This window comes from Microbacterium sp. CFBP 8794, from assembly GCF_014841235.1.
Taxonomy (GTDB): domain Bacteria; phylum Actinomycetota; class Actinomycetes; order Actinomycetales; family Microbacteriaceae; genus Microbacterium.
In genome coordinates this window covers 24481-48721 of the sequence record NZ_JACYTT010000002.1, presented here as the reverse complement: position 1 = coordinate 48721, position 24241 = coordinate 24481, and the positions used below count along the sequence as shown (strand labels likewise).

Annotated in this window: 21 protein-coding genes; 13 read left to right on the top strand and 8 right to left on the bottom strand. The window is 70.1% G+C overall.

Features of this window, described 5'->3' with window-relative positions; all coding sequences use genetic code 11:
* Positions 1-36: 36 nt before the first annotated feature.
* Positions 37-1635 carry an ABC-F family ATP-binding cassette domain-containing protein gene (locus IFU19_RS03910; protein WP_055837672.1) on the bottom strand — a complete coding sequence of 533 codons (1599 nt, stop codon included), beginning with the start codon at positions 1633-1635 and terminating at the stop codon, positions 37-39.
* A 268-nt stretch (positions 1636-1903) separates the two neighbouring features.
* On the opposite strand from IFU19_RS03910, the gene IFU19_RS03905 reads away from it, so the two are divergent.
* From IFU19_RS03905 to IFU19_RS03885, 5 genes are read left to right on the top strand one after another with little or no spacing between them, the layout of a single operon-like run.
* Positions 1904-2926, top strand: a complete 1023-nt coding sequence (locus tag IFU19_RS03905; RefSeq protein ID WP_055837675.1) for an iron-siderophore ABC transporter substrate-binding protein — start codon at positions 1904-1906, stop codon at positions 2924-2926.
* Positions 2927-2957: 31 nt separating this feature from the next.
* Complete coding sequence (locus IFU19_RS03900) at positions 2958-4004, top strand: FecCD family ABC transporter permease (protein ID WP_235560613.1); 1047 nt, start codon at positions 2958-2960, stop codon at positions 4002-4004.
* A gap of 56 nt (positions 4005-4060) precedes the next feature.
* The gene (locus IFU19_RS03895) at positions 4061-5125 is read left to right on the top strand and encodes an iron chelate uptake ABC transporter family permease subunit (protein ID WP_191916368.1); all 1065 of its coding nucleotides are present in this window, start codon (positions 4061-4063) and stop codon (positions 5123-5125) included.
* 52 nt (positions 5126-5177) lie between these two features.
* A complete protein-coding gene (locus IFU19_RS03890; RefSeq protein WP_192012980.1) occupies positions 5178-6032 on the top strand; it encodes an ATP-binding cassette domain-containing protein in 855 nt (284 codons plus the stop codon).
* Positions 6016-6924, top strand: coding sequence for a siderophore-interacting protein (locus IFU19_RS03885; protein WP_055940086.1), 909 nt, complete (start codon positions 6016-6018; stop codon positions 6922-6924). Before IFU19_RS03890 ends, IFU19_RS03885 begins: the two co-directional genes overlap by 17 nt.
* Before the next feature lie 105 nt (positions 6925-7029).
* Here IFU19_RS03885 and IFU19_RS03880 read toward each other — a convergent pair whose 3' ends face one another.
* From IFU19_RS03880 to sufB, 6 genes are all read right to left on the bottom strand, one after another.
* Positions 7030-8193, bottom strand: a complete 1164-nt coding sequence (locus IFU19_RS03880; RefSeq protein ID WP_192012979.1) for a MalY/PatB family protein — start codon at positions 8191-8193, stop codon at positions 7030-7032.
* Positions 8194-8300: 107 nt separating this feature from the next.
* Entirely contained in the window at positions 8301-8630 is a 330-nt protein-coding gene (locus IFU19_RS03875) for a metal-sulfur cluster assembly factor (protein ID WP_055837689.1), read from the bottom strand.
* A 9-nt stretch (positions 8631-8639) separates the two neighbouring features.
* Positions 8640-9410, bottom strand: a complete 771-nt coding sequence (gene sufC / locus IFU19_RS03870) for a Fe-S cluster assembly ATPase SufC (RefSeq protein WP_055837692.1) — start codon at positions 9408-9410, stop codon at positions 8640-8642.
* Positions 9411-9447: 37 nt separating this feature from the next.
* The gene (locus IFU19_RS03865) at positions 9448-9777 is read right to left on the bottom strand and encodes a non-heme iron oxygenase ferredoxin subunit (RefSeq protein WP_055837695.1); all 330 of its coding nucleotides are present in this window, start codon (positions 9775-9777) and stop codon (positions 9448-9450) included.
* A complete protein-coding gene (gene sufD, locus IFU19_RS03860) occupies positions 9774-10967 on the bottom strand; it encodes a Fe-S cluster assembly protein SufD (protein ID WP_055837697.1) in 1194 nt (397 codons plus the stop codon). The genes IFU19_RS03865 and sufD overlap by 4 nt, the downstream gene beginning before the upstream one ends.
* A gap of 64 nt (positions 10968-11031) precedes the next feature.
* A complete protein-coding gene (gene sufB, locus IFU19_RS03855; protein WP_055837990.1) occupies positions 11032-12450 on the bottom strand; it encodes a Fe-S cluster assembly protein SufB in 1419 nt (472 codons plus the stop codon).
* Positions 12451-12697: 247 nt separating this feature from the next.
* Between sufB and IFU19_RS03850 the strand changes: the two genes are divergently transcribed.
* Together IFU19_RS03850 and IFU19_RS03845 are read left to right on the top strand one after the other, a co-directional pair.
* Positions 12698-13684, top strand: a complete 987-nt coding sequence (locus IFU19_RS03850) for a COX15/CtaA family protein (protein ID WP_192012978.1) — start codon at positions 12698-12700, stop codon at positions 13682-13684.
* 259 nt (positions 13685-13943) lie between these two features.
* On the top strand, positions 13944-14426 hold the full coding sequence (locus IFU19_RS03845) for a hypothetical protein (protein WP_055837703.1): 483 nt from the start codon (positions 13944-13946) through the stop codon (positions 14424-14426).
* 343 nt (positions 14427-14769) lie between these two features.
* On the opposite strand, the gene IFU19_RS03840 is transcribed toward IFU19_RS03845, so the two are convergent.
* Positions 14770-15696: a heme o synthase gene (locus IFU19_RS03840; RefSeq protein WP_055837705.1), complete on the bottom strand. Its 927-nt coding sequence runs from the start codon at positions 15694-15696 to the stop codon at positions 14770-14772.
* A 229-nt stretch (positions 15697-15925) separates the two neighbouring features.
* Here IFU19_RS03840 and tkt point away from each other — a divergent pair, with 229 nt between their 5' ends.
* Genes tkt through pgl form a run of 6 tightly spaced genes read left to right on the top strand, consistent with a single transcriptional unit; the run spans position 15926 to position 24071 of the window.
* Entirely contained in the window at positions 15926-18025 is a 2100-nt protein-coding gene (gene tkt, locus IFU19_RS03835) for a transketolase (RefSeq protein ID WP_055940078.1), read from the top strand.
* A gap of 17 nt (positions 18026-18042) precedes the next feature.
* Entirely contained in the window at positions 18043-19164 is a 1122-nt protein-coding gene (tal, locus tag IFU19_RS03830) for a transaldolase (RefSeq protein ID WP_055837714.1), read from the top strand.
* Positions 19161-20786, top strand: a complete 1626-nt coding sequence (locus IFU19_RS03825; RefSeq protein WP_192012977.1) for a glucose-6-phosphate isomerase — start codon at positions 19161-19163, stop codon at positions 20784-20786. Before tal ends, IFU19_RS03825 begins: the two co-directional genes overlap by 4 nt.
* Positions 20787-20788: 2 nt before the next feature.
* Entirely contained in the window at positions 20789-22339 is a 1551-nt protein-coding gene (zwf, locus tag IFU19_RS03820; RefSeq protein WP_055837719.1) for a glucose-6-phosphate dehydrogenase, read from the top strand.
* Entirely contained in the window at positions 22336-23283 is a 948-nt protein-coding gene (locus IFU19_RS03815; protein WP_191916354.1) for a glucose-6-phosphate dehydrogenase assembly protein OpcA, read from the top strand. The genes zwf and IFU19_RS03815 overlap by 4 nt, the downstream gene beginning before the upstream one ends.
* Positions 23280-24071 carry a 6-phosphogluconolactonase gene (pgl, locus tag IFU19_RS03810; RefSeq protein WP_055940072.1) on the top strand — a complete coding sequence of 264 codons (792 nt, stop codon included), beginning with the start codon at positions 23280-23282 and terminating at the stop codon, positions 24069-24071. Before IFU19_RS03815 ends, pgl begins: the two co-directional genes overlap by 4 nt.
* The last annotated feature ends 170 nt before the right edge of the window (positions 24072-24241 follow it).

Below are 24241 nucleotides of genomic sequence, written 5' to 3'. Positions count from 1 at the left end.
CGCGGATGAGCCGCGCCGCGCGCGCAGCGCCGGCCGTCAGGCCAGCGTGATCAGGTCCGCGTAGTCGCGACCCCAGATGTCCTCGACGCCGTCGGGCAGGATCAGCACGCGCTCGGGGTTCAGCGCCTCGACGGCCCCCTCGTCGTGCGAGACGAGCACGACGGCACCCTCGTAGTGCGAGAGCGCCCCGAGAATTTCTTCGCGCGAGGCCGGGTCGAGGTTGTTCGTGGGCTCGTCGAGCAGCAGCATGTTCGCCGACGACACCACGAGGGTCGCGAGAGACAGACGGGTCTTCTCGCCGCCCGAGAGCACCCCGGCGGGCTTCAGCACGTCGTCGCCGACGAACAGGAACGAACCCAGCACCTTGCGGGCCTCGGTGGCGGTGATGTGCGGCGCCGACGACATCATGTTCTCGAGCACCGAACGATTCACGTCGAGGTTCTCGTGCTCCTGGGCGTAGTAGCCGACCTTCAGGCCGTGCCCGGGCTCGAGCTGACCGGTGTCGGGCTGGTCGACGCCGGCGAGGATGCGCAGCAGCGTCGTCTTCCCCGCACCGTTCAAGCCCAGGATCACCACGCGGGAGCCGCGGTCGATCGCGAGGTCGACGTCGGTGAAGATTTCGAGCGAGCCGTACGACTTCGACAGTCCGGATGCCATGAGCGGGGTCTTTCCGCAGGGCGCGGGCTTGGGGAAGCGGAGCTTCGCCACGCGCTCTTCGGCGCGCACCTCGTCGAGTCCCGACAGCATCTTCTCGGCGCGGGCGACCATCTGGTGCGCGGCCGCGGCCTTCGAGGCCTTCGCGCCGAAGCGCGCCGCCTGCAGCTGCAGAGCAGTGGCCTTCTTCTCGACGTTGACGCGCTCTTTCTTGCGGCGCTCCTCGTCGGCCACCCGCTGGCGCAGGTAGTTCTTCCAGTTCATGTTGTAGACGTCGATGACCTGACGGTTCGCGTCGAGGTAGAACACGCGGTTCACCGTCTCGCCGACGAGCTCCACGTCGTGCGAGATCACGATGAGCCCGCCCTTGTACCCCTTGAGGAACTCGCGCAGCCACACGACGCTGTCGGCGTCGAGGTGGTTGGTGGGCTCGTCGAGGATCATCGTCTGGGCGTCCGAGAACAGGATGCGCGCGAGCTCGATGCGGCGACGCTGTCCTCCCGAGAGGGTCTTCAGCGGCTGCTCGAGGATGCGGTCGGGAAGCGAGAGGTTGTGGGCGATGGATGCCGCCTCGGCTTCGGCCGCGTACCCGCCCTGCGCCTCGAACTGCTCGGTGAGGGTGCCGTACTTCTTCATGGCCTTCGCGGCCACGGCGGGATCGTCGTCGCCCATCGCCATCGAGGCCTCGTGCATGCCGAGCGCCAGCGAGCCGAGGCCGCGGGCGTCGAGGATGCGCGTGCGGGCCAGCATCTCGGGGTCGCCCGAGCGGGGGTCCTGCGGCAGGTAGCCCAGTTCGCCGACGCGGTCGACGCCGCCGTTCGCGGGGAGCAGGTCGCCCGCGAGCACCTTGGTCAGGGTCGTCTTCCCCGCACCGTTGCGCCCAACGAGGCCGATCTTATCGCCGTCGGAGACGCGGAACGCCACGTCGGACATGAGCACGCGGGCACCCACGCGGATCTCGAGGTCGTGCACGGCGAGCACAGCGAACGTCCGTTCTTCGGGGTTGGGGGTGGGTGGCCCAGAAGGCCAGCCACCCAGTATACGGCGGCTTCCTGCACGCATTCCGACAGCGTCCCGACAGCCCCGTCCCGGCGGTCGTGGACGCGCACCCGATCCGCGCGCGGGGTGGTCGCCGTCGATACCTCGGTGTCGAGACGATCGGCGCGGGAGCGGGCCCGCGGGTTTGCGTTCTCACCCGATCGAGGACATAAGCTAAGCCTGTCCTTACTTAGATCACAGGAGGCTCTCTGTGTCCCGATTCCGCGCCCTGGCTGCTCTCGCCGCCGGTTCCGCCCTCGTTCTCGCCGGCTGCGCCGGCTCGCCCGCAACGTCGGAAGGCGGGGCGGCGCAGGAGTCCGACAGCGTGTTCCCCGTCACGGTCGACAGCGCCCTCGGCCAGGCCGTGATCGAGAAGAAGCCCGAGCGCGTGGCCACCGTCGCGTGGTCCAACCAGGAGGTCCCCCTCGCCCTCGGCATCGTGCCCGTGGGCATGGCCAAGGCCACCTGGGGCGACGACGACGGCGACGGCATCCTCCCCTGGGTCGAAGACAAGCTGACTGAGCTGGGAGGTGAGACCCCCGTGCTCTTCGACGAGACCGACGGCATCGACTTCGAGGCCGTGGCCGACACGCAGCCCGACGTGATCCTCGCCGCGTACTCCGGCCTGACGCAGGAGGACTACGACACCCTGTCGAAGATCGCCCCCGTCGTCGCCTACCCCGACGCCGCCTGGGGAACCACGCTCGACCAGATGATCCAGCTCAACTCGAAGGCCCTCGGGCTCGAGAGCGAGGGCGACGCCCTCATCGACCAGATCAAGACCGAGTCGCAGGAGGCGTTCGACGCCCATCCCGCCCTCGCCGACGTCGCGCCGTTGTTCGCGTTCACCGACCCGACCAACATGAGCAAGATCACCTACTACACCTCGCACGACCCGCGCGCGGGCTACCTGCACCAGCTCGGCATGCCCGTGCCCGCACAGGTGAGCAAGACCTCGGCTGAGATCGACGCGTTCTACAGCGAGATCAGCGCCGAAGAGGCCGATACGTTCAGCGACGTGGGCCTGTGGATCACCTACGGCAACACCGACGGCTCGACCGTCGCGCAGCTGCAGGCCGACCCGCTGCTGTCGAAGATCCCCGCCATCGCCGCCGGCCACATCGCGGTCCTCGAAGACGGCACGCCCCTCGCGGCCTCGGCGAACCCCTCGCCGCTGTCGATCAGCTGGGGCTTCAGCCGGTACCTCGACCTGCTCACCGCCGCCGTCGGCTGATCCCCACCCCGCACACCGGACCGCGCCCATCGTGACCTCCCGCTCCACCGTCGTCGACGTGCTCCCGGATGCCGCTTCCCTGCGGCGCCCGGCGAGCCGACGGCTCCTCTGGCTGCTGGTGCTCACGGTGGGCGTGGTCGTGGTGTCGGTGGCATCCGTCGCCTTCGGCACGCGCGACGTGTCGATCACCGAGATCGTCTCGGCCTTCACCGGCGGCACCGGGGTCGGCGAAGCCGCGGTGACGACGCGCATCCCGCGCACCGTCCTGGGCCTGCTCGTCGGCGCGGCCCTGGCCATGGCCGGTCTCACGATGCAGGCCGTGACCCGCAACCCGCTCGCCGACCCCGGCATCCTCGGTGTGTCCGCCGGAGCCTCGCTCGCGGTCGTCACCGGCATCGCCTTCTTCGGCCTGTCGAGCTCGTTCGGCTACCTGGGTTTCGCGATCGTGGGCTCGGCGGTCGCCGCGGTGTTCGTCTACACCGTGGGCTCGCTCGGACGCGGAGGCGCGACCCCGCTCAAGCTCGCCCTCGCGGGAGCGGCGACCACGGCCGCGTTCGGATCGCTCTCGAGTGCGATCCTGCTCCCCCGGGTGGATCTGCTCGAGACGTTCAGGTTCTGGCAGATCGGCGGTATCGGCGGCGCCACGTGGGACCGCGTGCAGGTCGTGATCCCCGTGCTGGCCGCCGGCGCGCTCGTCTGCGTCCTGTGCTCGCGCGGCATGAACTCCCTCGCGCTCGGCGACGACGTCGCGACGGGCCTCGGCGAGCACGTCGGGCGCACCCGTCTGGTCGCCTCGGCCGGCGCCGTCGTGCTCGTGGGGGCGGCGACCGCCGTCGCCGGCCCGATCGCCTTCGTGGGCCTGGTCGTGCCGCACGTCTGCCGACTGCTGATCGGCACCGACCATCGCTGGCTCGTCCCCTTCTCGGCCCTGGGCGGGGCGGTGCTGCTCGTCGGCGCCGACGTCATCGGGCGTCTCGTCGCTCGTCCGACCGAGATCGAGGTCGGCATCCTCACCGCCCTCATCGGAGCGCCGTTCTTCATCTGGATCGTGCGTCGGCAGAAAGTACGCGAGCTGTGAGCGCCCCCGACACCCGCGACCGCCGGACCACCGCGCGTACCCCCCTCACGCCCCGGATCGCCACGCCCGCCGCCGCCACGTCCGGAGCCGCCGCCCCCGACGTCGCCGCCCTCGTGCGCGGCCGGCGCAGCCGCGCCCGTCGACGCACCACGGTCACCGGCATCCTGGTCGCCGCCGTGGTCGCCGCCTTCGTCATCACCCTGATGGTGGGCAACACCTTCTACACGCCCGACCAGGTCGTGCGGGTGCTCCTCGGGCAGACCGTGCCCGGCGCCTCCTTCACCATCGGCGAGCTGCGCCTCCCCCGCGCGAGCCTCGGTCTTCTCGCGGGCCTCGCCTTCGGCATGGCGGGCGTGACGTTCCAGACCATGCTGCGAAACCCCCTGGCCTCCCCCGACATCATCGGCATCTCGTCGGGCGCGAGCGCCTTCGCCGTCGTCGCCATCGTCGGCTTCTCGTTGTCGGATGCCGCGGTCTCGGCCTTCGCACTCGTCGGCGCCCTGGGCACCGCGGGAGCGATCTACCTGCTCTCGCGCCGCGGAGCCTTCACGGGCACCCGGCTCGTGCTCATCGGGATCGGCGTCGCCGCGATGCTCGACAGCGTCACGACCTGGATGCTCACCCGCGCGGCCAACTGGGACCTGCAGACCGCGATGCAGTGGCTGACCGGCAGCCTGAACAACGCCTCGTGGGGGCGCCTGCTCCCCCTCGCGATCGCCGTCGTCGTCATCGTGCCGCTCATGGCCGCGAACACCCGCGGTCTGGCCGTGCTGCGCCTCGGCGACGACTCCGCGGCGGGGCTGGGCGTACGCGTCGAACGCACGCGTCTGCTGCTCATCGTCGGCGCCGTCGTGCTGCTGGCCGTCGCCACCGCCGCGAGCGGTCCCATCGCCTTCGTTGCCTTCATGGCCGGCCCCATCGCCGCGCGACTCATCGGCCCGGGCGGTTCGCTGCTGCTGCCCGCGGGACTCGTCGGGGCCCTGCTCGTGATGGTCTCCGACCTGGTCGGCCAGTTCGCCTTCGACAACCGCTACCCCGTCGGCGTCATCACCGGCGTGCTCGGTGCCCCCTACCTCATCTACCTGCTCATCAGAACGAACCGTTCCGGAGGCTCGCTGTGATCGCGACCCGAAGCACCATCCCGCCGATCCCCGTCGACCGGGGAGGCCTCTCGTGACTGCTAACCGCACGCTCTCGGCCGAGAAGCTCACCCTCTCGTACGGCGACCGCACGATCATCGACGAGCTCGACCTCGAACTCCCCGCCGGGCGGATCACCGCCATCGTCGGTGCGAACGGGTGCGGCAAGTCCACGCTGCTGCGCGCCCTCGCGCGCCTGCTGCCCCCCAAGACGGGGCGCGTCGTCCTCGATGGGAAGGCGCTGCACGAGCGCCCCTCCAAAGAGATCGCCCGCATCCTGGGTCTGCTTCCCCAGAGCCCGATCGCCCCCGAGGGCATCGCCGTCGCCGACCTCGTCGGCCGGGGGCGCCACCCCCACCAGCGCGCTCTGGCGCGGTGGAGCGCGCTCGACTACGAGGTCGTCGCCGAGGCTCTCGCGGCCACCGGCATCAGCGACCTGGCCGACCGCTCCATCGACGAGTTGTCGGGCGGCCAGCGCCAGCGGGTGTGGATCGCCATGGCTCTGGCGCAGGAGACCGACATCCTGCTCCTCGACGAGCCGACGACCTTCCTCGACGTGGCCCACCAGGTCGAGGTGCTCGACCTGCTGACCGACCTGAACCGCGACCGCGGCACCACCACCGTGATGGTGCTGCACGACATGAACATGGCCGCGCGCTACGCCGACCACCTGGTGGCCCTGCGCGACGGCCGCATCGTCGCCGCCGGAGACCCGAGCGCGGTCATGACCTCCGAGCTCATCGCCGACGTCTTCGGCCTCGATGCCCTCGTCGTCCCCGACCCCGTCTCGGGCACGCCCCTCGTCCTCCCCCGCGGTCGCCACCACGTGAGCGCCCGCGTTCCCGCCCCCGACGCCTCGCCGGAGACCCTCGATGCCCTCCACTCCTGACACCGCGCGGTTCTTCCGCGTCCGCGTCGCCCGCATCACCGACCTCACCCCCAGCTTCCGCCGGTTCACCTTCACCGGCGACGACCTGCATGAGTACGGCGACCCCGGCTTCGACCAGCGCATCAAGGTGGTCTTCCCCACCGACGACCTGGGATTGGATGCCATGCCCACGGGCGCGGACTGGTGGACCGACTGGCGCGCCCTGCCCGACGAGCGCCGCCTGCCCTTCCGCACCTACACGACGCGGGCGGTGCGACGCGGCGACCGTGAGGTCGACATCGACATGGTCGCGCACGAGGTGCTCGGACCGGCGTCGGCGTGGATCGAGAACGCGCGCCCCGGCGACGAGGTGCTCATCTTCGCCCCCACCATCGCCCTCACCGACGTGAGCTTCGGCGTCGACTTCGTTCCGCCCGCGCAGACCGGGGAGTACCTGCTCGCCGGCGACGAGACCGCAGCCCCCGCCATCGCCGTCATCCTCGAGCAGCTGCCCCCGGATGCCACCGGCACGGTCGTGCTCGAAGTGCCCACGCCCGAGGACTGCGCGTATCTCCCGCAGCATCCGGGCTTCTCGTTCCGGATCGCTGCCCGCGCGGGCGGCGACCGCCACGCGCACCTGGTCACGGCGACGCGCGACGCGGCCTTCGCCCTCACCCCCGAGGGCCACGGCGACGAGGTCGAGGAGATCGACATCGACGAGGGCATGCTCTGGGAGGTTCCCCGCACGGCCAAGGGCGGGGCGGCGCTGAAGAAGGCCCCGCTGTACGCCTGGCTCGCGGGTGAGGCATCGGCGATCAAGGCGTTGCGCCGCCACCTCGTCACCGAGCGCGGCGTCGACCGCCGCGCCGTGGCGTTCATGGGCTACTGGCGCACGGGTCGCGCCGAGTACTGACGCGACGACCCGCCCACGTCAGGCGCGGAGTACCGACGCGACGACCCGCCCACGTCAGGCGCGGCGCACCGATGCACCCGCGCCACGCGCGACGGCCTGCCCGCGTCAGGCGCGGCGAGCCAGCGCGCCGATGCGTTCGATCGCCTCGCGCAAGACCTCGGGCGCGCACCCGACGTTGATGCGCACGTGCCCCACGCCCTGCTCGCCGAAGAGCGGGCCGTGGTGCAGGGCCACCCCCGCTTCGCGGCGGAGGTACGGTGCCGGGTTGTCGCCCCAGCCGTAGGCCGAGACGTCGACCCACGCCAGAAAGCCGGCCTCGGGCGGCCGGTACCGCGCGAGCGGCAGGTGCTCGGCCAGCAGGTCGGCGAGCAGGTGGCGGTTCTCGTCGAGGGCGGCCATCAACCCCTCGAGCCATTCGTCGCTCTCGGCCGAGAACGCCGCCCGGTTGGCGATGACCCCGAACAATCCGGCGCGCCACTCGACTTCCCAGGGCAGCCCGCGCACCACCTCGGCGGTCGACTCGTCGCCGGTCACGATGACCGCGCACTTCAGACCCGCGAGGTTGTAGGTCTTGCTCGCGCTCGTGACGGTGTACCCGACGAGGGCGGCCTCGGGGCCGGCATCCAAGAAGGGGGTGAAGGTCATCGGAGCGTGCGTCAACGGGGCGTGGATCTCATCGCTCACCACGGTGGCGCCGTACCGATGCACGAGGCGCGCGAGCGCCGCGAGCGACGCACGGGTGTGCACGGTGCCGGTGGGATTGTGCGGGTTGCACAGCAGCACCGAGCGGGCGCCGGCGGCGAGGGCGCGCTCGATGCCGTCGAGATCGAGCGACCACCGCTCGCCGTCGTCGACGAGGGGCACGCGCTCGACGACCGCACCGGCCTCTTCGACGGTGTCGTAGAAGGGCGGGTACACCGGCGGGGTGACGATCACGCGGTCGCCCGGACGGGTGACCGCGCGCAGCACCTCGACCACGCCCATCATCACGTCACCCGTCCACCGGATGCGCGCCGGATCGGGTCGCCACCCCCACTGCCGCTCGGCGTACGCGGCGAAGTCGAGGTCGATGCCCGGACGCGGCGGGGTGTAGCCGGTGTCGCCGATCTCGACCGCCCGGGTGAGCGCCGCGGTGATCGCGGGGGCGAGGGCGAAGTCGGTCTCGGCGACGAACATGGGGATGACGTCATCCCCGTACGAGCGCCACTTGGTACTGCTGCGCTGACGGAGGATCTCGAGCGGCAGGGCCTTCAAGGGGGGAACGCTCATCCCGAAAGCCTAACGAGCACGCTCGCACGACGCGGGGGTCGGCGTCAGACGGCGACACACGAAACGCCCGCCCCGCCGGAGCGGAGGGGGCGTTTCGTCGGGCGATCTCAGATCGCGAAGCCGAGGGCGCGCATCATGTCGCGGCCGTCGTCGGTGATCCGCTCGGGACCCCACGGCGGCATCCACACCCAGTTGATGCGGAAACGGTCCACGACGTTGTCGAGCGACTGCGCCGTCTGTTCTTCGAGCACATCGGTCAGCGGGCAGCCGGCCGACGTCAGGGTCATGTGAATGACGAGCGCGTCGTTCTCGTCGTCCCACGCGAGGTCGTAGATGAGTCCCAGGTCGACGACGTTGATCCCCAGTTCGGGATCCATGACGTCTTTCAAGGCCTCGGTGACCTCGTCGTACTTCTCGGGAGCGAGCGTTGCGGTCATGTAACGATCCTACGCGTCGATCGGCGTACCGGCCTCGAGGAAACGGTCGTAACCCTCTTCCTCGAGTCGGTCGGCGAGTTCGGATCCACCCTCTTCGACGATGCGGCCCTGAACGACCACGTGCACGAAATCGGGACGGATGTAGCGCAGGATGCGCGTGTAGTGCGTGATGAGCAGCACGCCGAGACCGGTCTGCTCCTTGGCGCGGTTCACACCCTCGGAGACGATCTTCAGCGCGTCGACGTCGAGGCCGGAGTCGGTCTCGTCGAGCACGGCGATCTTCGGCTTGAGGAGCTCGAGCTGCAGGATCTCGTGGCGCTTCTTCTCGCCGCCCGAGAATCCCTCGTTGACGTTGCGCGAGGCGAACTTGGGGTCCATGCGCAGGTTGCCCATGGCCTGCTTGACGTCCTTGGTCCACGTGCGGATCGCCGGCGCCTCGCCGTCGATGGCCGTCTTGGCCGTGCGCAGGAAGTTGGTGACCGTGACGCCGGGGATCTCGACCGGGTACTGCATGGCGAGGAAGAGGCCGGCGCGCGCGCGCTCGTCGACGGTCATCGCGAGCACGTCTTCGCCGTCGAGCGTGATGGAGCCGCTCGTCACCGTGTACTTGGGGTGACCGGCGATCGTGTACGCCAGGGTCGACTTGCCGGAGCCGTTGGGCCCCATGATGGCGTGGGTCTCACCGGTGCGCATGGTCAGCGTCACGCCGTTGAGGATGGGGGTCGTACCGTTCTCCGTCTCGACCGTCACGTGGAGGTCGCGGATCTCGAGGACAGACATGGGGTTCCTTACGTAAATCTGGGTTCGTGGGCGCGGCTCAGGCCGTCGCCTTGGTGACGGAGGTGTCGATGAGCACGTCGTCTCCGTCGATCACGACCTCGTACACGGGGACCGGCTCGAAGGCCGGCAGGTTGAGGGGGCGGCCGGTGCGCAGCGAGAATGCCGAGCCGTGGGCCCAGCATTCGAGCGTCTCGCCCTCGACGAAGCCGTCCGACAGCGAGATGTCGCCGTGGGTGCAGACGTCGCCGATGGCGTGCACTTCTCCGTTGCCGTCGAGCACGACCGCGATCGCGACGCCGTCGAGCTCGACGCGGTGCGCCTCGTCTTGCGTGAGGTCGCTGAGGGCGCAGGCGCGCGCGGCGCTCACGCCGCTGCTCCGTCGGCCAATTCGCGCTCGATGGCCGCGGTGAGCTCGGTCTCGAGCTCCGGGATGCCGATGCGCTGCACGATCTCGCTCAGGAACCCGAGCACCACCAGACGGCGGGCTTCGTACTCGTCGATGCCGCGCGCCTGCAGGTAGAACAGCTGCTCGTCGTCGAAACGACCGGTCGCGCTCGCGTGGCCGGCGCCCTGGATGTCACCGGTCTCGATCTCGAGGTTCGGGATCGAGTCGGCGCGCGCGCCGTCGGTGAGCACGAGGTTGCGGTTGGCCTCGTACGAGTCGGTGCCCGTGGCATCCGGTCCGATGAGCACGTCACCGATCCAGACGCTCCGAGCGCCCTGGCCCTGGAGGGCTCCCTTGTAGAGCACGTCGCCGACGGTGTGCGGGCCCTTGTGGTGCAGGTACACCTGCGACTCGAGGTGCTGGCCGGCGTCCGAGAAGGACAGGCCGTACATGCGCCCCTCGGCGCCGGCGCCCGAGAGCTCCAGCGACGGGTTCACGCGCACGACGCCGCCGCCGAAGCTGACGACGATGTGCGTGAACTTCGCGTCGCGGTCGACGCGCGCCTGGTGCGCCGAGGCGTGGATCGCGTCGTCGTCCCAGTTCTGCACCGACACGACCGTGAGGTCGGCGCCGTCGCGCACGATGATCTCGACGTTCTGCGCGTGCTGGGCGGTGCCCTCGTGGCGCAGCACGACGGTGCCGCGCGAGTGCGGCTGCGCCTCGATGACCACGTGGGCGTGAGCGAGGCCGCCCGTGCCGGTCAGGCGGACGACGACCGGCTCGGTCAGCTCGACATCGGCGGGGATGCGCAGCAGCGGTGCCTCGGCCTCCTGCGACCAGGCGATGGCGCTGGGCAGGTCTTCGGGGCGGAAGTGCTCGCCGCGGGGCGCGTCACCGTGACCGAGACGCAGCTGCTCGAGCTCGGCCGGGGCGTGCACCTCGACCTGCATGACGCCCGTGGGACCGGCCTGGTCGACGAACAGCGGCGCGAGCCGGTCGATCGGGCTGAGCTTCCAGTTCACCTCGCGGCCTGTCGGCGTGCCGAAGTCGGCCGGATCGAACGAGGTCGCCCGCTCCGAGCGCGTCTGCACCGGAACGATGGATGCCACGAGGGCGGCCGGGTCGATGTGACCCGCCGCGGAATCCGCGGGGGTCGTGGTCGCTGTGGTCACTGAGCTGATACTCCGTTCGGCGCGAGAGGGGAGAACACGGGAGGCGCGGATGTCGCCGAAGAGATCATCCGACGCTGCCCTCCATGCCCATCTCGATGAGCTTGTTGAGTTCGAGGGCGTACTCCATGGGGAGTTCGCGCGCGATGGGCTCGATGAACCCGCGCACGATCATGGCCATGGCCTCGTCTTCGGGCATGCCGCGCGACTGCAGGTAGAAGAGCTGCTCTTCGCTGACCTTCGAGACGGTCGCCTCGTGTCCGAGCTGCACGTCGTCGACGCGGATATCGATCGCGGGGTACGTGTCGCTGCGCGAGATGGTGTCCACCAGCAGCGCGTCGCAGCGCACGGTGTTCGCGGAGTGGTGCGCGTTGGCATCCACTCGCACTTCGCCGCGGTAGCCCGCGCGACCGCCGCCGCGCGCGATGGACTTCGACACGATCGACGACTGCGTGTAGGGCGCCATGTGCACCATCTTGGCGCCGGCGTCCTGGTGCTGTCCGGGACCGGCGAAGGCGACCGACAGGGTCTCGCCCTTGGCGTGCTCGCCCATGAGGTAGATGGAGGGGTACTTCATCGTCACCTTGGAGCCGATGTTGCCGTCGACCCATTCCATGGTCGCGCCCTCGTGGGCCACGGCCCGCTTGGTGACCAGGTTGTACACGTTGTTCGACCAGTTCTGGATCGTCGTGTAGCGAACGCGGGCGTTCTTCTTCACGATGATCTCGACGACGGCCGAGTGCAGCGAGTCGCTCTTGTAGATCGGCGCCGTGCAGCCTTCGATGTAGTGCACGTAGCTGTCTTCGTCGGCGATGATCAGGGTCCGCTCGAACTGGCCCATGTTCTCGGTGTTGATGCGGAAGTACGCCTGCAGCGGGATCTCCACGTGCACGCCCTTCGGCACGTACACGAACGATCCGCCCGACCACACGGCGGTGTTGAGCGCGGCGAACTTGTTGTCACCGGCGGGGATGACGGTGCCGAAGTACTCCTCGAAGAACTCGGGGTGCTCGCGCAGCGCCGTGTCGGTGTCCATGAAGATGACGCCCTGCTGCTCCAGGTCCTCGCGGATCTGGTGGTAGACGACCTCGGACTCGTACTGCGCGGCGACGCCGGCGACCAGGCGCTGACGCTCAGCCTCGGGGATTCCGAGCTTCTCGTACGTGTTGCGGATCTCTTCCGGAAGGTCTTCCCAGGTCTGCGCCTGCTTCTCGGTGGAGCGCACGAAGTACTTGATGTTGTCGAAGTCGATGTCCGACAGGTCGGCACCCCACGTGGGCATGGGCTTGCGACCGAAGAGCTGGTAGCCCTTGAGGCGCGTCTTCAGCATCCACTCGGGCTCGGACTTCAGAGCGGAGATCCCGCGCACGACGTCCTCGTTGATGCCGCGCTGCGCGAGCGCACCGGCGGCGTCGGTGTCGTGCCAGCCGAACTCGTATTGCCCCAGGCTTTCGAGCTCGGGTCGGTCGATGAGTACATCGGACATGGTGATCACTCTCCTTCTCGGGCCTCAACGGTGTCATCCGCCCCGGCATTCCGGACTCCGGTCGAAGTCCCAGGAATGTCGCTGGTGGGCCCGTTCGAAGGCGCTGGCTGCGCGCCTAGACTGTCTCCGGTGCGGATCGCGTGAGCGCTGCACCCGGACCCTTTGATTCTACAGGCAACACCCGCTCCCGGCACGGCAGGTCCGCTGTTCCCGCAGCCCGAGCGGACCGATGCCAGGAAGCCAGCGCATGTCCCCCGCCTCGACCACGCCCCCCTCGTCCCGCGCCGCCACGATCCCCGGTCGCTTCCTCGCGTGGCTTCCCACCGACGTCGATCGGCGCGTGCGCGTCTTCGCCTGGCTGTCGTTCCTCGCCGAGGTGCTCATCATCGGCACGGGCGGTGCCGTGCGCCTGACCGGCTCGGGCCTCGGATGCCCCACCTGGCCGCGCTGCACCGCCGACTCGATCGTGAACACGCCCGAGATGGGCATCCACGGCATCATCGAGTTCGGCAACCGCACGCTGACGGGGCTCGTCGGCATCCTGGCGATCGTGGTCGTCGTGCTGGTCTGGCGCCTGCGTCGCGAGCGTCGCGCCCTCTTCGTCCTGTCGCTCATCGTGCTCGGCGGCGTCGTCGCTCAGGCGCTCGTCGGCGGCGTGACCGTACTGACCGGCTTGAACCCCTTCATCGTCGGATTCCACTACGTCGCCTCGGTGTCGTTGGTGGCGGTGTGCGCCGCCTTCCTGGTGCTGATGAACGCACCCGCCGGCCCGCGTACGCTCGCGGCCCCCCAGTGGTTCGCCGGTCTCGTGCACACGACGACCGCCGTCCTCGCCCTCACGATCGTGTTCGGCGTGCTCACCACCGGAGCGGGGCCGCACTCGGGCGATGCGGCCTCGGTGCGCAACGGCTTCGACGCCCAGGTGCTCGAACACGTGCACGCGTGGCCGGGCTACGCGCTGTTCTTCCTCACGCTCATCGTCGTGGTGCTCGCGTGGCGCCTGCGCCTGGGCGTTCGACGCTGGGCGACGGCGCTGCTCGCGGTCGAGCTCGTGCAGATCGCGGTGGGCCTGTACCAGGCCCGCAACGGCCTGCCCGAGATCGCGGTCGGTACGCACATGGTGCTCGCCGCCCTCGCCGCGGCCACCATGACGGTGGTCGTGCTGCGCGTCAAGGAGCCCGCGGTCACCGAACGCCCCGCGCCCCCGCGCCAGACGGCGGCCGCACGCGGCTGAGGCCGGAAGAATCGCTTCGGGGCGGCACTTCTCGCGCGTTTCCGCGGGGAGGCCACCCTCGTCCGCGCGGTCGCCCCGGCAGCCCGCGGCCCTTATACCCTCATAGGCGATTCATCGGCGTCCCCTAGCCGACACCCCGACCCGTGCGACACTGTGGGACTTCCGGTGCCCTGAGAGGCCCGGATCCCCTCCCGGTGCCCCGGTACCGGAAACAGCCGTCGTGCATCCCCGGAGCACGGTACGACAAGGAGTTCATCTCATGCAGACCCGTCCCCGCCTGGTGACCAGCATCCCGTTCTGGGTGCTCGTGGTCGCGTCGCTCGCCGCAGTGATCGGCGGACTCGTCCTCGTCTTCCGTCAGGTCGACGAGATCCAAGCCCTCGTCAACGACCCCAACGCCACGGTCGTGACCGTCTACGTCGCACAGGCGTGGGTTTCGGTGGGCGCCGCCGTCCTCGCCGCCGGTGCCATCGGCATCGCTTCCGCCCTGGCCGTGGCCGCCGTGGTGACCACGCGTGCCCGCGCCGACGTCGCGATCGAGACCATCGACTGGACGAGCGACGACGAGACCTCGGCCGAGCCGCACGTGTCGTCGACCCCGTCGTACACCGCCCCCGCCGCGACCGCGGCGCCCCTGGCGGTCGAAGACGCCGACGTCGAGACGTCGTCGAACACCCCCGCTCCGCCGGCCGCCGCCGCCGCCGCGCAGCAGGATGCGAACGACGATCCCAGCCGTCGCTGACACCGCGATACGAAGCGCCCGCCCCGATCCCCGGGGCGGGCGCTTTCGTGTGTGCCCCTCGTCGCCCGGACCGGATGCCGTGACGACGAGCGTCTCGTTCGCCGATGCGCTCGCGCGCACCCCCGCCGCCCGGGCACCGTCTGCACGGAGGTGGCAGCCCGTCCGCGGCGCCCGGCTCGCGGCATCCGCACCCCGCCAAGACCCGCTCCGCGCTCTCGACGTTGCGGAGTCCGAGCCCCCGACGCCGGACGCGGTCGGCCGACGATCCCGACCCGCTCCCCCACGAGAAAGCGCCCACCCCCTCACGTCGGGGCGGGCGCTTTCGCAGCGTGCGGACTCGCCGTCAGAACGGCAGCAGCGGGTCGACGGCGATCGCCACGAAGAGCAGCGTCAAGTACGTGATCGACGCGTGGAACACGCGCATCGGCCGCGGCTCACCGCCGCGCACGGCACGCGCATACAGGCGGTGCGACTCGTAGATGAACCACCCCCCGAACACCAGCGCCGACACGGAGTACACCAGGCCCATGGATGCCACGGGGATGAGCAGCAGCGAGCAGGCCACCGTGGCCCACGCGTACAGGATGACCTGCAGGCCGACCTGCGATCCACTGCGGGTCGCGCCGAGCATGGGCACGTCGACCTCGTCGTACTGGTCCGCGTACTTCATCGACAGCGGCCAGTAGTGCGGCGGCGTCCACAGGAAGACGAGCACGAACAGGATGACCGGCGCCCACGACAGCGATCCGGTGACCGCCGACCAGCCGATGAGCACGGGGAAGCAGCCGGCGATGCCGCCCCACACGATGTTCTGCTCGGTGCGGCGCTTGAGGATCATCGTGTAGATCACGACGTAGAAGAAGATGGCCGCGGCCGACAGTCCCGCCGCGAGCGGGTTCGTGAAGACCCACAGCCACACGGTCGAGACCACCGCGAGCGACCAGGCGAACACCAGGGCACCGCGCGGAGAGACCTCGCCGGTGACGAGGGGGCGCTTCTCGGTGCGCTGCATGTGCGCGTCGATGTCGCGGTCGAGGTACATGTTGAACGCCGCCGCCGACCCCGCGCTCAGCGAGCCGCCGATGACGGTCGCGAACACCAGCCCCAGGTGGGGCAGACCGTTCTGCGCCAGGATCATGACCGGCACGGTCGTCACCAGCAGCAGCTCGAGGACGCGCGGCTTCGTGAGGGCGATGTACGCCCGAAGGGTGCGTCCGACGGAGCGGCGATCGGTCGTCGCAGTGACGTGCGACGTCGTCGAGATGTCCATCGTCCCCCGGGGTAGCGCGTATAGAACCTCCACGATTCTATGCCATGTCCACCACACGACCGGCCGCCTGTCGACCCCCGTCACGAGAGGCAACGGTGACGGTCGTTCTCGCTATGCTGGCGAAGAACGCGCGCCCCGCGCCGACACCCCACCCCACTCCCACTCCTACGGTGGTGAGTGCGGCGTCGGAAGTGAAACCGGGCGCTCAGTATCGAGAAAGGCGACCCTGTTGTCGGACTTCGAATGGGATGACATCGATCGGCGCGCGGTGGACACCGCCCGCATCCTCGCGGCGGATGCCGTCGAGAAGGTGGGCAACGGCCACCCCGGAACCGCGATGTCGCTCGCACCCGCCGCGTACCTGCTCTACCAGCGCGTCATGCGCCACGACCCCGCCGACACCCATTGGCCGGGCCGCGACCGCTTCATCCTGTCGGTCGGTCACTCCTCGCTCACGCAGTACGTGCAGCTCTACCTCGGTGGCTTCGGTCTCGAGAAGAAGGACCTCGAGGCACTGCGCACCTGGGGTTCGCTGACCCCCGGTCACCCCGAGTATGGCCACACCGACGGCGTCGAGATCACGACCGGCCCCCTCGGCCAGGGCCTGGCCTCCTCCGTCGGCTTCGCCTACGCCGCCCGCTACGAGCGCGGCCTGTTCGACCCCGAGTCGCCCGCCGGCGAGAGCCCGTTCGACCACTTCGTGTACGTGATCGCCGGTGACGGCGACCTGCAAGAGGGAGTGACCAGCGAGGCGTCGTCGCTCGCCGGCCACCAGGAGCTCGGCAACCTCATCGCGATCTACGACTCCAACCAGATCTCGATCGAAGACGACACCAACGTCGCCTTCACCGAAGACGTCCAGAAGCGTTACGAGTCGTACGGCTGGCACGTCCAGACGGTCGACTGGAAGAAGACCGGTCAGTACGTCGAAGACGTCGCCGAGCTGCACGCCGCGATCGAGGCCGCCCAGGGCGAGACGAGCAAGCCTTCGCTCATCGTGCTCAAGACGATCATCGGCTGGCCTTCGCCCGGCAAGCAGAACTCCGGCAAGATCCACGGTTCGGCCCTCGGCGCCGACGAACTGAAGGCCACGAAAGAGGTCCTCGGCTTCGACCCCGAGCAGCACTTCGCCGTCGCCGACGACGTGCTCGAGCACACCCGCGCGCTCGTCGAGCGCGGCGAGGCCGAGAAGGCCGCCTGGCAGCAGAAGTTCGACGAGTGGGCCGCGGCTCACCCCGAGCGCAAGCAGCTCTGGGACCGTCTGCAGGCGCGCGAGCTCCCCGCCGACATCGCCGACGCGCTCCCGGCCTTCGAAGCCGGCAAGGACGTGTCGACCCGTGCCGCCTCCGGCACCGTCATCAACGCCCTCGCCGCCGAGCTCCCCGAGCTCTGGGGCGGTTCGGCCGACCTCGCCGAATCGAACCTCACCACGATCAAGGACGCCAAGTCCTTCATCCCGTCGGAGTGGTCGACCCACGAGTGGTCGGGCGACCCCTACGGCCGCGTGCTGCACTTCGGCATCCGCGAGCACGCCATGGGTGCGATCCTCAACGGCATCGTGCTGCACGGGCCCACGCGCCCCTTCGGCGGCACGTTCCTGATCTTCAGCGACTACATGCGCCCCCCGGTGCGCTTGGCCGCGCTGATGAACATCCCGACCATCTTCGTCTGGACGCACGACTCCGTCGCGCTCGGCGAGGACGGCCCGACGCACCAGCCGATCGAGCAGATCGCGACGCTCCGCGCCATCCCGAACTTCGCCCTCGTGCGTCCCGCGGATGCCAACGAGACGAGCGTCGTGTGGCTCGAGATGCTGCGCCGCACGGCCGGACCCGCCGGTATCGCCCTGACCCGCCAGAACATCCCCGTGTTCGCCCGCGGCGAGGGTGCGGCATCCGGTGACGAGTTCGCCTCGGCCGCCGGTGCCGTCAAGGGCGCGTACGTGCTGGCCGAGGCCGCGAACGGCGAGCCCGACGTCATCCTCATCGCGACGGGCTCCGAGGTGCAGCTCGCCGTCGAGGCGCGCGAGACGCTGGCCGCCGAGGGCGTCCACGCCCGCGTCGTGTCGGCTCCCTCGCTGGAGTGGTTCGCCGAGCAGGACGAGGCGTACCGCGAGTCGGTGCTGCCCGCCTCGGTGAAGGCGCGCGTCTCGGTCGAGGCCGGATCCGCCCTCAGCTGGCAGGGCATCGTCGGCGACGCCGGCCGCTCGGTCGCGATCGACCACTTCGGTGCGTCGGCCGACTACAAGACCCTGTTCCAGAAGTTCGGCATCACGGCTGAGGCCGTCGTCGAGGCCGCACGCGAGTCGCTCGCTGCGGCGAAGAAGTAATCGAGGAGATAACGACCATGAGCACTCCCACTGAGAACCTCTCGGCCGCCGGCGTCAGCATCTGGCTCGACGACCTCTCGCGCCAGCGCATCCAGTCCGGCAACCTCGCCGAGCTCATCGAGCAGCGCAACGTCGTCGGCGTCACCACCAACCCGACGATCTTCGCCGGCGCCCTGTCCAAGGGCGAGGCCTACGAGGGCCAGGTGAAGGAGCTCGCCGCGGCCGACGCCAGCGTCGACGAGGCGATCTTCTCGATCACCACCGACGACGTGCGCGACGCGTGCGACATCTTCCTCCCCGTCTTCGACGCCACCAACGGCGTCGACGGCCGCGTGTCGATCGAGGTCTCCCCCGATCTGGCGCATGACACCGAGGGCACGATCGCCCAGGCGAAGGACCTCTCGGCCCGCGTGGACCGCAAGAACGTCCTCATCAAGATCCCCGCGACCAAGGCCGGCCTCCCGGCCATCACCGAGGTCATCGGCGCGGGCATCTCGGTCAACGTCACGCTGATCTTCAGCCTCGAGCGTTACGCCGAGGTCATCGACGCGTACCTCGCGGGTGTCGAGAAGGCGCAGGCCGCCGGTCACGACATCGCGAACCTGCAGTCCGTGGCCTCGTTCTTCGTGTCGCGCGTCGACACCGAGATCGACAAGCGTCTGGCCGCGATCGGCACCGACGAGGCCGCAGCCCTCAAGGGCAAGGCCGGCATCGCCAACGCCCGCCTGGCCTACGAGCTCTTCGAGCAGAAGTTCGGCGAGGACCGCGCGAAGAAGCTGCTCGAGGCCGGCGCCACGGTGCAGCGTCCGCTGTGGGCGTCGACCGGCGTCAAGGACCCCGCCCTGCCCGACACGCTCTACGTCACCGAGCTCGTCGCCCCCGGCACCGTCAACACGATGCCCGAGAAGACGCTCGAGGCGACCTTCGACCACGGCGTCATCACCGGCGACACCGTGACCGGCGGTTACGCCGAGGCGCACGACGTCTTCGACCGCCTCGCCGCGGCCGGCGTCGACGTCACCGACGCGACGCAGACGCTCGAGGACGAGGGTGTCGAGAAGTTCATCGCCTCGTGGCACGAGCTGCAGGACACGGTCAAGACCGCTCTCGACGCCGGAAGCGCCCAGGCCGCCCAGTGAGCTTCGCGGTCAAGGTCACGGGCCACGTCAAGTCGGTCGTCGACGCGGAGCTGCCGGGCCTGACCGGTTCACTCATCGCGTCGGGGATCACCGCGGGCGACGCCAGCCTCTGGGGCGCCGCCGCGGAAGACGAGGCGTCACGTCGCCTCGGGTGGGTGCGAGCGGTCTCCGTCTCGCGCCCGCTCGTGGCCGAGGTCACGGCCCTGCGCGACGAACTCGTCGCGCAGGGCGTGACCCGCGTCGTGCTCGCGGGCATGGGCGGATCCTCGCTCGCCCCCGAGGTCATCGCGCAGTCGGCCGGCGTTCCGCTGGTCATCCTCGATTCGACCTCGCCCGGACAGGTGCTCGCCGCCATCGACGGCGACGCCGAGTCCGGCGGGCTCGCCCAGACGGTGCTCGTCGTCTCGAGCAAGTCCGGCTCCACCATCGAGACCGATTCGGCCAAGCGCGCGTTCGAGGCCGCTTTCCGCGATCTGGGCATCGACCCCGCCGGACGCATCGTCGTCGTCACCGACCCGGGCTCCCCGCTCGAGGAATCGGCCCGCGCCGACGGCTACCGCGTCTTCACGGCCGACCCCACCGTCGGCGGCCGGTACTCCGCCCTCACCGCCTTCGGCCTCGTGCCCGCGGGACTGGCCGGCGTCGACATCGGCGACCTCCTCGACGAGGCGGATGCCACCCTGCTCGAGGTCGCGATCGACTCGCCCGACAACCCCGCCCTCGTGCTCGCCGCGGCAATCGCCGGAGGCTGCGTCGCGCGGCGCGACAAGCTCGGGCTCGTCACCGACGGCAGCCACCTCATCGGTCTGCCCGACTGGATCGAGCAGCTCGTCGCCGAGTCGACCGGCAAGCAGGGAACCGGCATCCTGCCCGTCGTGCTGCTGCCCGTCTCGCCCGAGCTCGACGCGAAGCCCGCCGACCTCCAGGTCGTGCGCTTCGTCGACGACGCCCACGCCTTCCACCTCTTCGAGCGGCACACCGGCGAGGTGCTCGTCAGCGGCTCGCTCGGGGCGCAGTTCGTCGTGTGGGAGTACGCCACCGCGATCGCCGGCCGCATGATCGGCATCGACCCCTTCGACCAGCCCGACGTCGAGTCGGCGAAGGTCGCCACCCGCGGCCTGCTCGACGCCCGCCCCGAACCGACCGCGCCGGCCTTCGTCGTCGACGGCGTCGAGGTGCGCGTCTCCGACCCCGCCCTGGCCTCCAGCGGCACGGTCGCCGGCGTGCTGGCGGCGCTGTGGCAGACGGTTCCCGCCGACGGCTACGTCAGCATCCAGGCGTACGTGAACCGTCTCGACCTGTCGCAGCTGGCCGGGCTCCGCGAGCTCGTCGCGGCCGACTCCGGTCGCCCCACGACGTTCGGCTGGGGTCCGCGTTTCCTGCACTCGACCGGTCAGTACCACAAGGGCGGACCCGCCAACGGCGTCTTCCTGCAGATCCTCGAACGCACCGACCTCGATCTCGAGATCCCCGGTCGGCCGTTCACCTTCGGACAACTCATCCAGGCACAGGCCGCGGGAGACGCGAGCGTGTTGGCGGAGGGCCACGGCCGTCCCGTCGTCACGCTGACGCTGACCGACCCGCAGGTCGAGGTGCTCTCACTCTTCGAGGCGGCACAATAAGCATGGTCGTAGAGATCACACCGGGTCACAACCCCCTCCGGGACCCCGAGGACCGCCGACTGAGCCGGATCGCGGGGCCCAGCGCCCTCGTCATCTTCGGCGTCACCGGCGACCTCTCGCGCAAGAAGCTCATGCCCGCGGTCTACGACCTGGCGAACCGGGGGCTGCTGCCCCCCGGCTTCGCGCTGGTCGGCTTCGCGCGACGCGACTGGGAAGACCAGGACTTCGCCGAGGTCGTCTACGAGTCCGTCAAGAAGTACGCGCGCACCGAGTTCCGCGAAGAGACGTGGAAGGAACTGCTCGAGGGCATCCGTTTCGTCCAGGGCGAGTTCGACGACCCCGAGGCGTTCCAGCGGCTGAAGAGCACGGTCGACAAGCTCGACACCGAGCGCGGCACCATGGGCAACCACGCGTACTACCTGTCGATCCCGCCCAAGGCGTTCCCCCTGGTGACGACGCAGCTCAAGGCGTCGGGGCTCGTCGGAGAATCCGCCGACGACACCACCGGGTGGCGCCGCGTCGTCATCGAGAAGCCCTTCGGCCACGACCTCGCCTCGGCGCGAGAGTTGAACGAGGTCGTCGAGAGCGCCTTCCCCGCCGACTCGATCTTCCGCATCGACCACTACCTCGGCAAAGAGACGGTGCAGAACATCCTGGCGCTACGCTTCGCCAACGAGCTGTACGAGCCCCTCTGGAACCGCAACTACGTCGACCACGTGCAGATCACGATGGCCGAGGACATCGGAGTGGGCGGCCGTGCCGGCTACTACGACGGGATCGGCGCCGCGCGCGACGTCATCCAGAACCACCTGTTGCAGCTGCTCGCGCTCACCGCGATGGAAGAACCCATCAGCTTCAACGCCTCCGATCTGCGCGCCGAGAAAGAGAAGGTCCTCGCGGCGGTGCACCTGCCCGAGAACCTCGCCGAGGCGACGGCCCGCGGCCAGTACGCCGGCGGATGGCAGGGCGGCGAGGAGGTCCTCGGCTTCCTCGAAGAAGACGGCATGGCCCCCGAGTCCGTCACCGAGACCTACGCGGCCATCAAGCTCGAGATCAACACCCGCCGCTGGTCGGGCGTGCCGTTCTACGTGCGCAGCGGAAAGCGGCTGGGCCGTCGCGTCACCGAGGTGGCCGTCGTGTTCAAGCGCGCCCCGCAGCAGCTCTTCTCGCGCAGCCAGACGCAGGAGCTCGGTCAGAACGCGCTGGTCATCCGCGTGCAGCCCGACGAGGGCGTCACGATCCGCTTCGGCTCCAAGGTCCCCGGCGACGGCACGCAGGTGCGTGACGTCACCATGGACTTCGGCTACGGCCACGCGTTCACCGAAGCCAGCCCCGAGGCGTACGAACGCCTCATCCTCGACGTGCTGCTCGGCGACCCGCCGCTGTTCCCGCGTCACGAAGAGGTGGAGCTCAGCTGGAAGATCCTCGACCCGATCGAGGAGTTCTGGGCCGCCCAGAGCGGTCCGCTCGAACAGTATTCGCCCGGGTCGTGGGGACCGGCATCCGCCGACGAACTGCTCGCCCGTGACGGCCGCACCTGGAGACGCCCGTGATCATCGATCTGCCCGACACCACCGTCAGCGCGATCTCGAAGAAGCTCGTCAGCGTGCGCGAAGAGGGCGGCGCCGTCGCCCTCGGCCGCGTGCTCACGCTCATCATCGTGACCCACCACGGGGCCGAAGAGAAGGTCATCGAGGCCGCCAACGACGCCTCCCGAGAGCACCCCATGCGGGTCATCGCCGTGCTGTTCGGCGATGAGGACGAAGAGCCGCGACTCGACGCCCAGATCCGCGTGGGCGGCGACGCCGGCGCGAGCGAGGTCGTCGTGCTGCGCGCGCACGGCGCCGCCGGCTCCAACGCCGAGAGCCTGGTCACGGGCCTGCTGCTGCCTGACGCCCCCGTCGTGGCCTGGTGGCCGGCCGAGGCGCCCGCCGACCCCGCGCACTCCCCCATCGGGCGCATCGCGCAGCGCCGCATCACCGACGCCTCGTCGCAGTCCGACCCCGCCGCGTGGGTGGCCCACCTCGGTGAGCACTACTCCCCCGGCGACACCGACTTCGCGTGGACGCGCGTCACCCGCTGGCGCGAGCAGCTCGCGGCCGTGCTCGACCAGCCGCCGTACGAGCCCGTCACCGCGATCGAGGTGCGCGGCGCCGCCGACTCCCCCTCCACGGCGCTGCTGGCAGCGTGGTTGGGCATGAAGCTCGACGCCCCCGTCGACTACGCGTACCTGCCCGCCGACGAATGGTCCAGCGGCATCAAATCGGTGCGGCTCACCCGCGCGAGCGGCGACACGCTGCTCGAGCGCCCCGAGGCGAGCGTCGCGGTGCTCACGCAGCCGGGTCAGCCGACCCACGACCTGGCCTTCCCCCGGCGCACGCTCCGCGAGTGCCTGGCCGAAGAGCTGCGCCGCCTCGACCCGGATGTGCTCTACGGCCGCGTCATCACCGAGGGCCAGGAGCTGCTGCTGGCCGCGAGCGAACGGAACGCCTCATGACCGACACCGGAGCGACCAAGAACGTCATCATCAAGCACGACACCGACACGCTCGCCGAGTACGTCGCGACGCGCTTCATGAACCGCATCGTGAAGCGCGTGGCCGAGGGCAAGCGCATGCACATCTGCCTCACCGGCGGCACGATGGGCGGAGCGGTGCTGCGGACCGCGGCGCGCGACGAGCGTGCGGCGCGGGTCGACTGGTCGCTCGTGCACTTCTGGTTCGGCGACGAGCGGTTCGTCCCCCGTGATTCCGACGACCGCAACGAGAAGCAGGCGCGCGAGGCCTTCCTCGACCATCTCGACATCCCGGCCGAGAACATCCACACCGTCGCCTCGAGCGACGAGGGGCTCGATCTGGATGCCGCGGCGATCGCCTACGCCGACGAGCTCGCGCAGTTCGCGCCGTCGGACCGCAGCGAGACCGGGCCGTGGCCGTCGTTCGACATCTGCTTCCTGGGTGTCGGTCCCGATGCGCACATCGCCTCGCTCTTCCCCGATCGTCCCGAGATCTCGGTGACCGACCGCGCCACGGTTCCCGTGCGCGAATCGCCGAAGCCGCCGAGTGATCGCGTCTCGCTGACGCGCCCGGTGATCAACTCGTCGAAGCGCGTCTGGATGGTGATCGCCGGCGCCGACAAGGCCGCCGCCCTCGGACTCGCCCTCGCGGGAGCCAGCTACCAGAGCGTGCCCGCCGCCGGGGCCAAGGGTCGTCGCCGCACCGCGTTCTTCGTCGACGAGGCGGCCGCAGATCAGGTGCCGCCGCAGCTCATCGAACGCGAGTACTGAGACACGCGGGAGACAGCGAAGAGGGTCGGATGCCAGGCATCCGGCCCTTTCGCTGTCTCGCTCCGTGCGGCTCCGTGCCGGCCGCCCCCGGCGTTCACGGCCGCGAGACACACGTGGCGCCACCGGACGACGCACAGAGCCGGAGAGCGGGCCTCGCGCTGCACGGCTGC

Excerpts from the sequence above, each read along its gene's own strand:
- IFU19_RS03885 (WP_055940086.1), top strand. The coding sequence starts at position 6,016 with ATGCCCTCCACTCCTGACACCGCGCGGTTCTTCCGCGTCCGCGTCGCC.
- IFU19_RS03880 (WP_192012979.1), bottom strand. The coding sequence starts at position 8,193 with ATGAGCGTTCCCCCCTTGAAGGCCCTGCCGCTCGAGATCCTCCGTCAG.
- IFU19_RS03875 (WP_055837689.1), bottom strand. The coding sequence starts at position 8,630 with ATGACCGCAACGCTCGCTCCCGAGAAGTACGACGAGGTCACCGAGGCC.
- sufC (WP_055837692.1), bottom strand. The coding sequence starts at position 9,410 with ATGTCTGTCCTCGAGATCCGCGACCTCCACGTGACGGTCGAGACGGAG.
- sufB (WP_055837990.1), bottom strand. The coding sequence starts at position 12,450 with ATGTCCGATGTACTCATCGACCGACCCGAGCTCGAAAGCCTGGGGCAA.
- IFU19_RS03850 (WP_192012978.1), top strand. The coding sequence starts at position 12,698 with ATGTCCCCCGCCTCGACCACGCCCCCCTCGTCCCGCGCCGCCACGATC.
- IFU19_RS03845 (WP_055837703.1), top strand. The coding sequence starts at position 13,944 with ATGCAGACCCGTCCCCGCCTGGTGACCAGCATCCCGTTCTGGGTGCTC.
- IFU19_RS03840 (WP_055837705.1), bottom strand. The coding sequence starts at position 15,696 with ATGGACATCTCGACGACGTCGCACGTCACTGCGACGACCGATCGCCGC.
- tal (WP_055837714.1), top strand. The coding sequence starts at position 18,043 with ATGAGCACTCCCACTGAGAACCTCTCGGCCGCCGGCGTCAGCATCTGG.
- zwf (WP_055837719.1), top strand. The coding sequence starts at position 20,789 with ATGGTCGTAGAGATCACACCGGGTCACAACCCCCTCCGGGACCCCGAG.
- pgl (WP_055940072.1), top strand. The coding sequence starts at position 23,280 with ATGACCGACACCGGAGCGACCAAGAACGTCATCATCAAGCACGACACC.